Consider the following 12,656-nt stretch of genomic DNA (forward strand, 5'->3'; position numbering starts at 1 on the left):
TCGCGAAGATCGGCGGTGCATGGAAATTTCCTGCGGGGTTACTCGGTTGACGGCGTATGTCACCGAGTAGGCGGGAGCCGGATATGGCAAGAGCTGTGAAGTTCGATCGTTATGGCGGAATCGAAGAGCTGAAGGTGGTCGAGGTGCCGACGCCGAAGGCGGGACCCGGTCGGGTCGTCGTCGAGGTCGTGGCGGCCGGTATCAATCCGGGGGAGGGGTATATCCGTTCGGGCGCGCTGCACGAGCGTTGGCCCGCGACCTTTCCGTCGGGTGAGGGGACCGATTTCGCGGGTCGCATCGTCGAGATCGGATCCGGCGTCGGCGGGATCGAGATCGGGGCCGAGGTCCTCGGATACACCGATGAGCGGGCCAGTCATGCCACCCACGTGGTGGTGCCCGCCGTGCAGGTGACGCTCAAGCCCTCGAAGCTGGATTGGGATGTCGCCGGATCGTTGTATGTCGCCGGGACAACAGCTTTCGCCGCCGTGCGGGCCGTGGATCCGCAAGTGGGCGATACGGTCGCGGTCTCGGGTGCCGCGGGTGGCGTCGGTTCGATCGTCGTACAACTCCTGCGGGCCAGGGGCGCAACGGTTCTCGGCATCGCGAGCGAGGTCAATCACGATTGGCTGCGCAAGGTCGGGGTGATTCCGGTGGCCTATGGGGAGGGGCTGATCGACCGGATCCGGGCGGCCGCCCCCGATGGCGTCGGCGCGTTCATCGACACGTTCGGTGCCGAATATGTCGATCTCGCAATCGAACTCGGCATTGCGGTCGAACGCATCGACACCATTATCAACTGGGCGGCCGCCGAGAGGTACGGCGTGAAGACCGACGGCAATGCCGCCGCGGGCACCATCGATGTGCTTGCCGAACTTGCCGATCTGGCCGCCGCGGGCACGGTGGAGGTACCCATCGCGGCTGTTTATCCGCTCGACAAGGTCCAGGAGGCGTATCGCGAACTGGAGCAGCGCCACACGCGCGGCAAGATCGTGTTGCACCCCTAGCCGGGCACATTCCAGAACTCGTATTCGTGGCGCATGCCCTGCAGAAATAGCGCTTTCGCACGCGCCGGATCGCCACCCGCCTCATCGAGCATCTGCCCACAGCGGCGGGTGAGCGCCGCGAATCCGGGGTCGGCGTAGGTGTCGACCCAGCGGCGGTAGCGCGGTTCCGACGGCGGATTCTCGGCCAGGATTGTGCCGAGGGTCGAATAGCCCCACATGCACGGGTACAGCGCGGCCAGTCCGTCGGCGTAGGACGCGGCCGACTCCAGCAGGAATGCGGTGTAGGCCGCGCACGGCGCACCCTTTGTCGCACCATCGAGATCCGCGCCGAATTCGGCGGCCAGCGACCGATGCAGGGACAGCTCCTCGTGATACGTCGCGTGCGCGAGATCCACCAGATCGCCCAGATGTGAAGCCGGCGCCTGCCAGGCGAGTCGGGCGAACACCCGCACATAGTCCAGGAGGAACAGATAGTCCTGTTCGAGCCAGGACCGGAAGACCGGTTCGGGCAGATCGCCTTTGGCGATGCCCGCCACCGTCGGATGCGCCAACTGGCCTACCACCAACGGAAAACCCAGCTCTTCCAGATGCGTCGTAAGACTGATGTGTGCCGCGGGACTCATGTGGGCAGTCTCTCTCAGTCGGAGCGGCTCCGGGTTTGCGCCCCGGTCTGTAGTTGCCGCACCCTGAGCAATGTGTTGTGGGATGAGGAGGTTTTGGTGCGGGTGTTGGGTGCCTCGGAACAACGTTTCGTGCGCGCGGCGACCTACACCGGACGATCCGTCACGGTCGTCGGTGATCTCGATACGAATGCGTTGGGGGCGGCCTTCACCGCACTACAGCGCGCCTATCCGGTGGTGACCTGCCGGATCAGCGAGGACGCTACCGGCCGCGGCTATCTGCTACGACGCGGCGACGCCCCGGAGATCGGCATGACGGCGAGCCTCGGTGATCCGGACACCATCCGCATTCCGGAGCCGATCGATCCGGCGGGACAGCTGGCGTACCTGGATGTCGTGCGCTCCGAGCGCGGCCGCTCGCGCGTGACACTCTTCGCCCACCACAGCATCGCCGACGCGGGCCACTGCGTCGAACTCCTCGCCCGACTATGGGACTTCTACACCGATTACGTCGAATCCGGTACGACAACCGTTGTGCCGCACGACTATCCGCAATCGCTGGAATGGCATGCGTCGGCGCGTGGCATCGCCCGCTCCTCGATCTCCGGTTTCGAGGATGTGACCAAGCCGCTGGAGCCCGTGGTCATTCCGCGCGCACCCGCGATTCCCGCGCCCGCCGCGCTGGTCCAGCCGCGGCGCATCATCCTGGACGAGCAGGCGAGCGCCCGCATCATCGGACTCGGGCGCTATCCGGGAGTGACCGTCAACGGAGTGATCACCGCCGCTCTGCTGCGCGCTTTCGCCTCGGAAAAGGCCAGGGCAACCGGCGATCCCGTGCCGCTCGGCTGTCTGTATCCGGTGGATATGCGCACCCGCCTGGACCCGCCGGTCGCGCGCGCGGAAGGCACCAATATGGCGGGTCTGGCCTCTTTCGCCGCGGCGGTCGACCTCTCCGCGGACATTCTCGAACTGGCCGAACACATTTCGGCCCGATTGCGACATGATCTGGCCGAGGGCATCGTCCAGCAGTCGGTGCTGCACTTTCCGGATTACTTCGGCCCAACCCGGATCCATTCCCTGGCCGGACACATCGCGGTGACGAATACCGGTGCCGTGCCGGCCTTCCGCATCCCCGCGAATATCGCGCTCACCGACTACGAAATCGTGTACGTCTCCGCTCATCCGCGTCCCTCCGCGGGCGCCTCGGCGGCAGTTACCTTCCTGGTCTACACCTTCGAGGGCCGACTGACCGTCGGCGTGCTGGGCGGCGATGCCGACCGGCTCGTGCCCGCGGTGCGCGACGAATTGACGGCCCTCGCTGGGGAGGCCGTCAGCTCCTGAGGGCGCATGCTGCTACTGGTATGTGGCGTGCGTCGGGCGCATGACGAGCACGACCCGGCGCGGATGGTCGGCGACCGGACGCTGATACGGCAGGTCGTAGCGGCGCGCGAGCACATCGAAGAATTCCCCGTTCGGATCGGGTTCGATGGCCTCGATGACGCCGCGGACCTCGAGGTAGCGGTAGGGCTTCTCCGGATCGTTGATGCTCACCGCGACTTCGGGATTCTGCTTGGTATTGACGGCCTTCCGTCGATCGATCGTGGTGGTGAAGCGCAGGCGCCCGCCATCCCACACCTGCCATACCGGCGTCACCTGCGGAGTGCCGTCCGGGTTCAGCGTTGCGAGATGGGCGAACAGCGGTCGCGATAGCAAATCGGCGTGGCTCTCGGGGATTACGGGGTTGTCCATACTTCAAAGACTATCAAAGCTTTGATAGTTCAGCTATCTTTGACACTTATGAAATTGCCTGCGGAGCAGCGGCTCGGTCTGGACCTCAAGCGCGCCGAGCAGGAGCTGATGGCCGTCAAACACGAGGCGGTCAAACCGCTTACGGTGCCGCAGTACGCGGCGCTCTACGCGCTGTCGGAGAACCCGGGCGTCTCCGCCGCCGCCCTCGCCCGGGAATGCATGGTGACGCCGCAGGCGATGACAGTGGTGCTCAAGAATCTGCAGGAGCGCGGTTTCGTGGAGCGGACACCGCATCCATGGCACCGCGGTGTGCTCGAAACCCGCCTGACCCCCGCCGGTCGCAAAGCCTTCGCCAAGGCCGATGCCAAGGCCGCCGCCATCGAGCGCCGCGTGGCCGCCGCCTTCAGTGCGCGGGAGCGCGAACAGTTGCGAGAGTTGCTGGCCCGGTTCACCGAGGCGCTGCAGGAGTGAGGGGCGGTAGGTTCGTAGCGAATGCGTTGTGATCGAGGAAAGCGGGTGTTCGAACGGTGCGGACGAACGGAGAACGCGGGGGTGTGCTCGGTGCCGCCGCGATCGGTGTCGGGGCACTCGGCGTCGGCGAGTTGATCGCGGCCTTGCGCGGTGATTCGCTGATCGACGCCATCGGTCGTGTCATGGCCGATACCGCGCCGGTGCCGGTGGTCGAAACGACCGTCGCACTGTCCGGCAAGCACGATAAGGCCGTGACGCGCCTAGGCGTCGGGGTCGGTACGGTCGCCGCCACCGTCGGGCTCGGAGCGCTGTCCGATCAGGCGCGTACGCCTGCCGTCGCCGCCTTCGGTGCCGCCGCAGCCGCTCTGGGTTTCCGTCGACCGACCCGCTCGCCCGCCACCGTGGCCGGTGCGGCCGCCGCCGCGGGTGTGCTCGGTCTCGGATTGCGCAGACGCCCGCATGGACTGTTCGGCGCGCTGCTGTGGGCGGGCGCAGGCGCCGGACTGCTGGCCGGGGCGCGGGCGCTGATACGTGACTACGACCGCAGGCAGCGCGATGCGATCCGCCGGGTCGGCCTGCTGGGCGGGATTTCGATGGTGCCGCAGGACGGGCTGGAGGACGAGCCCGGACTGTCGTCGCTGATCACCGCGAACCGGAGTTTCTATGTCGCCGATGTCAATCTGAGTCCGCCGCGGATCGATCCGACGCGCTGGCGGCTGTCGGTCACCGGCAAGGTCGCGCATCCGTTGCGTCTGTCGCTGGCCGAATTGGCCGCGGACGCGGTGGAATTCGATGCGGTCATGGTATGCGTGCACAATCGGCCCGGTGAGCGTCGCGCGGGTAACGGCCGCTGGTACGGGGTTCCGCTGGCCAAGTTGCTCGACCACGCGATCCCCGAAACCGGTGCGACCCGGCTGGTGACCAGGGCGGTCGACGGCTACACCATCTCACTGCCGGTGGAACCGCTGCGCTCCGGCGCGTGGCCCGGATATCTGGTGATCGGCGTGAACGGCGAGCCGCTCGCCCCGGAGCACGGATTCCCCGCTCGCGTCTTCGTGCCCGGCCTCTACGGCCAGTACACCGGCGCGAAATGGCTTGCCGAACTGGAACTCACCGACGACAGCCACATCGACTACTGGTGGAAGCGCGGTTGGCCGTCGGATCCGATCTGGGTGACACCGCAGGCCCGCGTCGACGTCACCGCGCCGGGCCGTGCGGCCCCGGGCGCCACCAGCATCGCCGGTGTCGCATGGGCGCCGCCGCACGGCGTCGAGTCCGTAGAGCTCCGCATCGACGAAGGCGATTGGCGCCCAGTCGATCTCGGCACCGAACTCGCCCCCACCGCCTGGCGTCGCTGGCGCACCACCGTCGATTTGCCCGCAGGGGAACACACCATCCAGGCCCGCGCCATCAGCCGCTCCGGTGAGGTCCAAGACGGCACCTCGCGCTCACCCTTCCCCTCCGGCCCAACCGGCTTCCACACCGTCACCCTCGAGATCTGACCGCGGCTGTCAGGTGTGGATGGGTTCCCATTACTGAGGGTCAACCCTCAGAATCGGCCGCCTCGGCTGATGCGGCGGGATCCGCTGGAACCGCCGAACGAACCGGGGGTGTAGCCGCTGGAGCGTTGGTGGGTGGCACCGCGCAATAGTCCTTCGATCAGGATTCCGCCGAGTACCGCACCCGCCTGCGCCGTGCCCGATGGCGGTTGGCTGTTCTCCCAGGCCCGCACGCTGGCCTGCGCCTCCTGCAATGCCCGAGCACCCAGGTCGGCGGCGGTGTGCGCGCTGGTCAGGGCCTGCGCCGGATCGCTGGTGGAAAGCTGTTGTGCCGCATCGAGATTACGCTGTGCCTCGGACAAGCGGGTGCGTGCCTGTGCGTCGATGCCGCCGCGTCGGGTGCTGATGTAGTCGGCTGCCGCGCCGATCCGGGCGCGGGCATCGGTGAGCGCCCGGTCGAGTCGGCGCTGTAGATCCTCGGCGGCCAGTTTGCGGTCGGTGGCGGCGGCATTGGCGAGGTCCAGCGCGTTGTCGGCCGCGACGGCGTCGTGGAAGGCGTCCAATGGGTCGCTGGTCGCGGTGGCGGTTGCGATGGTCAGGGCCGTTTCCGCCGCCGTGATGGCGGCGTGCAGGTCGACACCGCCGTAGCCGGAAAGCTCCTTCGCGGTGTCGATATCCGCGCGCAGCTCGGCGAGGACGGCGGGCAGTCCATCGGTCGCCTGCTGGATATTCGTCGCCGCATTGTCGACGGCATCGAGCAGTGCGCGCGCCTGTCCCACTGCGCCCTCCGCGGCTCGGATCGCGGCGACCGCACCGCCCTGTTTGCCGACCGGTTGAGTGATGGCAAAGCGTCCCGCGTCGATATTCTGCTCCGCGAAGGTGATTCGCTCGCGCGCCATGGTCACGTTGTCTCGTACCGGCGTGAGGACACTGGCCGGATACGCGGTGGCGAGCCGGGTGAGTTCAGTCTCCGAACCGGGTGCGCGTCCGGTCAATTCGACCAAATCCCTTGTCAGTCCGTCCAAGCGAGCGGATGCGTTGATGAGCAGATCCCGCATCGCATCGAAGTCGGCTACCCGAGCGTCGAGTTCCCGATCGGCCCGCCCGACCGTGCCGATCAGATCGACCAGCATGGTGCGCTGCTGATCCGGCGTCTCGGGAATATTGTCGTCGAGCTGCTGTCTGATCGAGAATGCCTTGGCGGCAGCCGATTTCGCATTGGCCAGGGCGGTGCTGAACGGAGTGACCGCGGTATCGCCGAATTCACCGGTCGCCAACGCCAACTCCTCGGCGCTGGTCCGCACGGAATTGTCGATCTCGACCAACACCTCCTTCGACCGATCTTGCAACGCATCCAGTGACAATGCCGCGAGCGCGGTGGAATTATCGGGATCCAGTTGCCGCGCTGTCGCCAACTCGGCACGCCTTCGGCCGGCGCGCCGCTTGCGCGAATACAGCACCAGTGCAACGACAATCAGCACGATCAGCAGGGCTACGATCAGCAGCGTCCGTAGGCTGACCCCGCCACCGCGCATCACCGAGTCCAGCCCATCGGCCATCGCTACCCCGGCGTCGGCCCACCGGCCGTCGCGCAGCGCGGGCTCCACATCGCGCGTCAATACGCCGTCCAACTCGGAATCGCTGACACTGCTCGGCAACTCGCCGTTGAACCAATACGCGCGATCCTGGGTGGCGACGGCCAGCAACAGATCACGCTCACCGAATCCGGACATGGTCGCGGTGCGAGCGGCCCACGCCTGCGGACTCATCTCGTTGAAATCGTGCACATAGACAACCCAGAGCCGGATCTGCTGATCGGCGTAGAGATCGTCGACCGCCGCGGACACCCGATCGAGTTGTCCTTGATCGAGTACCTGCGCCGAGTCGACGACGTACGATCCCATCCGCAGCGGTGGCTCGGCGCCGACCGGCGCGACACAGAGAAACGCAACGCTGAGGACCACCGCGGCGAACCAGCGGATTCGACGAATCGGCGCTATCAACGGCATGGGATGAATGTAGCTGGCTAGCATCGAAGCGTGATCACGATCGACCTGCCGTACACCGGTCACGTGTCCCCTGGATCGAATCCGCAACAGCGGGACGTCCCCGGTGCCCGCATTATCAAAATGTCCGTCGGTGGCATGGACAACAACTGCTATCTGGTGCAGTGCACCGCCACCGGCGCGGCACTGCTCATCGACGCCGCCAACGAAGCCGACCGCATAATCGAACTCGTCAACCAGGAGACGCCGGGCCGTGTCGCCCTGGTTGTCACCACCCATCAGCATCGGGACCATTGGTGGGCCCTGGAAAAGGTCGCCGCCGCCACCGGCGCACCGACCGCCGCGCATCCACTCGATGCCGAACCACTCCCGGTGCGCCCGGACCGGCTACTGGCCGACGGCGACCTCATCGAGGTCGGCGACCTTGCCTTCGAGGTCATCCACCTGCGCGGACATACCCCGGGTTCGGTTGCCCTCGCCCTGGTAGACGGTCCGGGCGTGCACCTGTTCACCGGCGACTCCCTTTTCCCGGGCGGAGTCGGCCGCACCACCAACCCGGACGATTTCAACTCCCTCTACACCGACGTCAGCACCAAGATCTTCGATCGCTACCCGGACGACGCCGTCGTCTATCCCGGTCACGGTGATGACACCGCGCTCGGCGTCGAACGCCCGCACCTCGGCGAATGGCGAGAACGCGGCTGGTAGGTCTTATGCGGCGCGCGGGTTGAGGCTTTCGAACATCCGCTCGCTGCTGTCCGCGCCGTGGCCGTCGGCGACCTGGCGATCGACGAGATTCCTGATCGCGCCGACGATGTCCAGGTCGACGCCCGCATCGCGGCTGGCCGACACGATGGCATCCACGGCTGCCTTGGTGAAAACCAAGGGCTGGAAAGGTTTCGAGTAATCGCCGGAGTCGATGGTGGCTCCGGCCCTCGGGAGTGATCCGGTCATCGCGGCGATCCAGCCGGATGCGCGTTGGCCGAATTCCTCGGCCGAAATGCCGATCGTGCGAACCATGGCGGCACCGTGATAGAAGCCCGCGAACATGGCGTACATCCCGGCGAGCAGGGCGAAGTCGACCAGTGCGGCCTGCCCGGCGTCGGTGCCGAAATACTCGGCGCTGCCGAGCAATTCGAGAGTTGCGCGATGGCTGTCGAAGAGTTGACGCGAGCCGCTGTAGAGCACGGACGAGCCGGGCCCGCCGATCATCGGCGGGACGGCCATGATGCCGCCGTCGAGGAAGTCGATGCCGTGATTCGCGGCCCATTCGGCCAGTTCACGTGATCCGCGCGGCTCGGTGCTGGTCAGGTTGACCAGTGCGCGGCCGGCCAGGATATCGGTGACCGGGTCGAGTACCTCGTGCACGGACCGATGGTCCAACAGGCAGGCCACCACGAGATCGCCTGCGGTCACCGCCTCGGCCACGGTCTGCGCCGACTTCGCCCCTGCCGCAACGAGTTCCACGTCCCGGCCGGCACTGCGGTTCCAGACCGTCGTCGGGTGTCCGGCCCGTACGAACGCCGCGGCCAGCGCCTGTCCCATCGCGCCGAGCCCGAGGACCGTCACGGATGTCGTCATTTGTCCACTCCTCAAAGTGTCGAGATGCCCGAAGGCCGGGTTGGCGCCGGAACTCATTCTGGATACCTGCTGCACTATCGACAAGTACTGACTAATAAGTTCAGTACTAACCGAAAGGTAAGTGTGGGCCGATCGATATCCGCCGGTTACGTTCTCGTCGAGGGTGACCTGGCAAACTTGGTGAGATGAATTCGGCGACCCTGGCCTCGGCTCCCGGATCCGGCGCAGCCCGCAGCGTCGGAGGCGGGCTGGTGCGCTGGGCGCGACGGCTGGTCGTTGGCACGATCGTGATGGGCACGGTGCTGGTCGGCGGCACGGCATTCCGGGTCTGGCAGGTCGCGCGAATCGACGACTACACCAAGGCCGACGCGATCGTCGTACTCGGCGCCGCGCAATACTCCGGCACCCCGTCGACGGTGTTCGAGGCGCGACTGGACCAGGCCTACAAACTGTTCAAGGCCGGTGTCGCACCAAGGGTGATCACCGTGGGCGGTAAGCAAGAGGGCGATCTGTACACCGAGGCCGCCTCCGGCAAGAACTATCTGGAAGAGCGCGGCATACCGAGCGACCGGATCCTCGCCGTGGAAACGGGTTCGGACACTTTGCGCAGCATCGAGGCCGTCGCGACCGCCATGAGCGCCCGCGAGATGTCCTCGGCGGTGCTGGTCAGCGATCCGTGGCATTCGCTGCGCACCAGGACCATGGCGCGCGATGCCGGGCTGGAGGCCTGGACGGCGCCGACTCGGACCGGCCCCGCCGTCTACACCAGAGAGTCGCAGGCGCACGGAATCGCAAGGGAGACAGGCGCTTTGCTCTGGTATCAGCTCACACACTTCTCGTCGGACTTCAAATACTCAGCGGGACAGTGAGATTCGATGTATACCGAGCACGACCGCGAGCGAATGGTGGTGGAGGGAGCCAAAACCGCCGGACTCGGCCCGCCGCGCAGTGAATTCGAAACCGGTCACCGTACCGAATTCGCCCGCGACCGCGCTCGCGTGCTGCATTCCGCGGCCCTGCGCAGACTCGCCGACAAAACCCAGGTCATGGGGCCGCGTGATGGTGACACCCCGCGCACACGCTTGACCCATTCGATCGAAGTGGCCCAGATCGGGCGCAGCATCGCCGACGGTCTCGGCTGTGATCCGGATCTGGTCGATCTGGCCGGATTGGCGCACGATATCGGCCATCCGCCCTATGGCCACAATGGCGAGAAGGCCCTCGATCTCTTCGCCGACGCGTACGGCGGGTTCGAGGGCAATGCGCAGAATTTGCGTATCCTCACCCGGCTGGAACCGAAGGTTCTGGATGCGGACGGCACGAGCGCGGGTTTGAATCTCACGCGCGCCGCGCTCGACGCTGCCATCAAATACCCTTGGGGCAGAACAGGTTCGGGCACCAAGTTCGGTGCCTACGATATCGATCTGGATCGGCTGGAATGGGTGCGCAAGGATGCGCCGGATCGCCGCAAGAGCCTCGAATGCCAGATCATGGACTGGTCCGACGATGTCGCGTACTCGGTGCACGATGTGGAGGACGGCGTAATCGCGGGGCGCATCGAATTGCGGGCGCTCGCCGATCCGTCCGAACAGGCGGCACTGGCCGAACTCGGACACGGCCAACACCCCACGCTTTCGGTGGACGACCTGATCGGTGCCGCCCAGCGGCTCTCCGAACTGCCGGTGGTGGCCGAAGCCGCCTGCTACGACGGCACCCTCGCCAGTTCGGTCGCGTTGAAGCGCCTCACGAGTGAACTGGTCGGCCGGTTCGCCACGGCTGCGATCATGGCCACGCGGGAGGTCGCCGGGCGCTCGGTGGTGTCCCGCTATGCCGCGGATCTCGAGGTTCCGCCAGTCGTCGCCGCCGAGGTCGCGATGCTCAAAACCGTCGCCCTGCGCTACGTCATGTCCGATCTCGTGCACAAGCAGCGTCAGGCTGTGCAGCGCGAGCGGATTCAGGCGGTCGCGAACCGACTGCTGGCGACGGCACCGTACGGGCTGGACCCGCTGCTGCTTCCGTGGTGGCACGCCGCGACCGACGACACCGCGCGAGTCCGGGTAATCGTCGACCAGATCGCGTCCTATACCGAGAGTCGGCTGGAGCGGGTAGCCGCGTGACCAGCCGCTGGGCGTGTCGAGGCCGGACTAGCCTAGACTGACCGCCGTGGCCGGACGACTCCCAGATCGCGATATCGCGGCAATACGCGAACGCGTCCGGATCGAGGATGTAGTGGGGGAGTACGTCGCGCTGAAGCGGGCAGGCGCGGACTCCATGAAGGGCCTGTGCCCGTTCCACGACGAGAAGTCGCCGTCGTTCCATGTTCGGCCCAACCACGGCCTGTACCACTGCTTCGGCTGCGGTGAGGGCGGTGACGTCTTCGCCTTTCTGCAGAAGGTCGAGCACGTCGGCTTCGTCGAGGCGGTCGAGCAGCTCGCCGATCGGATCGGCTACCAGATCAACTACGAGGGCGGCGGCACCTCGGTGCAGCGTGACCGCGGCACCAGGGCCAGGTTGGTCGCCGCCAATGCCGCCGCACACGAGTTCTACATGGCCAAACTGCGCGAGCCCGACGCCGAGGTGGCGCGCAAGTATTTGACCGACCGCAACTTCGACGGCAATGCCGCCCAGCAATTCGGCTGCGGCTACGCCCCCGCGGGCTGGGACGCGCTCACGAAGCATCTGCTGCGCAAGGGCTTCGACTTCAAGGAACTCGAGGCGGCCGGGCTGTCGCGGCAGGGGCAGCGCGGCCCGATCGACCGCTTCCACCGGCGGCTGCTGTGGCCGATCCGCAATCTCGGCGGTGACGTCATCGGCTTCGGTGCGCGCAAGCTCTTCGACGACGACACCATGCCCGGCAAGTACATCAATACGCCGGAAACCCTGCTGTACAAGAAGTCTCAGGTCCTCTTCGGCCTGGACCACGCCAAGCGCGAGATCGCCAAGGGCCACCAGGCGGTGGTGGTCGAGGGCTACACCGACGTCATGGCCATGCACCTGGCCGGAGTGAAAACCGCCGTCGCCTCCTGCGGCACCGCCTTCGGTGACGAACATCTCGCCCTGTTGCGCCGACTGCTCATGGACGACAACTTCTGGCGCGGCGAAATCATCTACACCTTCGACGGTGACGCGGCCGGACAGGCGGCGGCGCTGAAAGCCTTTGCGGGCGACCAGAAGTTGGCCGGGCAGACCTACATCGCCATCGCGCCCGACGGCCAGGATCCGTGCGAACTGCGCCAGCATTCCGGCGACGGCGCCGTGCGTGACCTGGTGGCCCGGCGAACCCCGTTGTACGAGTTCGTGATTCGCGGCCTACTCGCCGACCACAACCTGGACACCGCCGAGGGACAGGTGGAGGCGCTGCGCCGCGCCGTGCCGGTGGTGGCGCAGATCAAGGACAACGCGCTGCGCAAGGCATACGCGACCAAGCTCGCGGGCTGGGTCGGTTGGGACGATATCCAGACCGTGGTGCGGCGGGTCGGTGAGGAAGCCAAGCGCAATCGCAACGGTGGGCGTCCGAGCGGACGTGGCCCGGTAGCAGGCACGCAACAGCCCAGCGCGGTCGTCGCCGAACATCCCGCCGCGCGCCCGAACCCGAACGACCCGACGCTGCTGCCGCAACGGCAAGCGCTCGGTGCCGCACTGCAGTATCCGGCGATGGCCGGTGCGGTTTTCGATTCGATCGAGACCGAGGCCTTCACCCATCCGGCCTACGCGGCTGTCCGGGCC

12 protein-coding genes are annotated in these 12,656 nt (G+C 66.6%); 8 read left to right on the top strand and 4 right to left on the bottom strand.

From position 1 onward, the window contains the following. The first annotated feature begins 83 nt into the window (after window positions 1-83). A complete protein-coding gene (locus ON44_RS09360) occupies window positions 84-1,004 on the top strand; it encodes an NADP-dependent oxidoreductase (RefSeq protein ID WP_040688038.1) in 921 nt (306 codons plus the stop codon). On the opposite strand, the gene ON44_RS09365 is transcribed toward ON44_RS09360, so the two are convergent. After that, window positions 1,001-1,627 (bottom strand): TenA family protein, encoded by a 627-nt coding sequence (locus tag ON44_RS09365; RefSeq protein ID WP_051181804.1) that lies wholly within the window; start codon window positions 1,625-1,627, stop codon window positions 1,001-1,003. The genes ON44_RS09360 and ON44_RS09365 overlap by 4 nt on opposite strands. A gap of 72 nt (window positions 1,628-1,699) precedes the next feature. On the opposite strand from ON44_RS09365, the gene ON44_RS09370 reads away from it, so the two are divergent. Then, window positions 1,700-2,965: a phthiocerol/phthiodiolone dimycocerosyl transferase family protein gene (locus ON44_RS09370; protein ID WP_245567076.1), complete on the top strand. Its 1,266-nt coding sequence runs from the start codon at window positions 1,700-1,702 to the stop codon at window positions 2,963-2,965. Between the two features lie 12 nt (window positions 2,966-2,977). Here ON44_RS09370 and ON44_RS09375 read toward each other — a convergent pair whose 3' ends face one another. After that, window positions 2,978-3,373 (bottom strand): PPOX class F420-dependent oxidoreductase, encoded by a 396-nt coding sequence (locus ON44_RS09375; protein ID WP_040688039.1) that lies wholly within the window; start codon window positions 3,371-3,373, stop codon window positions 2,978-2,980. A 48-nt stretch (window positions 3,374-3,421) separates the two neighbouring features. Between ON44_RS09375 and ON44_RS09380 the strand changes: the two genes are divergently transcribed. Both ON44_RS09380 and ON44_RS09385 read left to right on the top strand, forming a co-directional pair. Further along, complete coding sequence (locus tag ON44_RS09380; RefSeq protein ID WP_174415024.1) at window positions 3,422-3,844, top strand: MarR family winged helix-turn-helix transcriptional regulator; 423 nt, start codon at window positions 3,422-3,424, stop codon at window positions 3,842-3,844. 56 nt (window positions 3,845-3,900) lie between these two features. Next, on the top strand, window positions 3,901-5,346 hold the full coding sequence (locus ON44_RS09385; protein ID WP_157187091.1) for a molybdopterin-dependent oxidoreductase: 1,446 nt from the start codon (window positions 3,901-3,903) through the stop codon (window positions 5,344-5,346). A 47-nt stretch (window positions 5,347-5,393) separates the two neighbouring features. Here the strand turns inward: ON44_RS09385 and ON44_RS09390 are convergent, their stop codons facing one another. Then, a complete protein-coding gene (locus ON44_RS09390) occupies window positions 5,394-7,352 on the bottom strand; it encodes a TPM domain-containing protein (protein WP_040688098.1) in 1,959 nt (652 codons plus the stop codon). 30 nt (window positions 7,353-7,382) lie between these two features. Between ON44_RS09390 and ON44_RS09395 the strand changes: the two genes are divergently transcribed. Continuing rightward, a complete protein-coding gene (locus tag ON44_RS09395; protein ID WP_040688043.1) occupies window positions 7,383-8,057 on the top strand; it encodes an MBL fold metallo-hydrolase in 675 nt (224 codons plus the stop codon). Between the two features lie 3 nt (window positions 8,058-8,060). On the opposite strand, the gene ON44_RS09400 is transcribed toward ON44_RS09395, so the two are convergent. Then, entirely contained in the window at window positions 8,061-8,930 is an 870-nt protein-coding gene (locus ON44_RS09400; RefSeq protein WP_040688100.1) for an NAD(P)-dependent oxidoreductase, read from the bottom strand. 185 nt (window positions 8,931-9,115) lie between these two features. Here ON44_RS09400 and ON44_RS09405 point away from each other — a divergent pair, with 185 nt between their 5' ends. The 3 genes from ON44_RS09405 to dnaG all read left to right on the top strand — a co-directional run. Then, complete coding sequence (locus tag ON44_RS09405; RefSeq protein WP_051181805.1) at window positions 9,116-9,799, top strand: YdcF family protein; 684 nt, start codon at window positions 9,116-9,118, stop codon at window positions 9,797-9,799. A 6-nt stretch (window positions 9,800-9,805) separates the two neighbouring features. Continuing rightward, window positions 9,806-11,047 carry a deoxyguanosinetriphosphate triphosphohydrolase gene (locus ON44_RS09410; RefSeq protein WP_040688046.1) on the top strand — a complete coding sequence of 414 codons (1,242 nt, stop codon included), beginning with the start codon at window positions 9,806-9,808 and terminating at the stop codon, window positions 11,045-11,047. A 46-nt stretch (window positions 11,048-11,093) separates the two neighbouring features. Then, window positions 11,094-12,656: DNA primase (gene dnaG, locus ON44_RS09415; RefSeq protein WP_040688047.1), on the top strand; the 1,563-nt coding region annotated here is incomplete at its 3' end.

The organism is Nocardia vinacea NBRC 16497, assembly GCF_000308835.1.
Lineage (GTDB): Bacteria > Actinomycetota > Actinomycetes > Mycobacteriales > Mycobacteriaceae > Nocardia > Nocardia vinacea.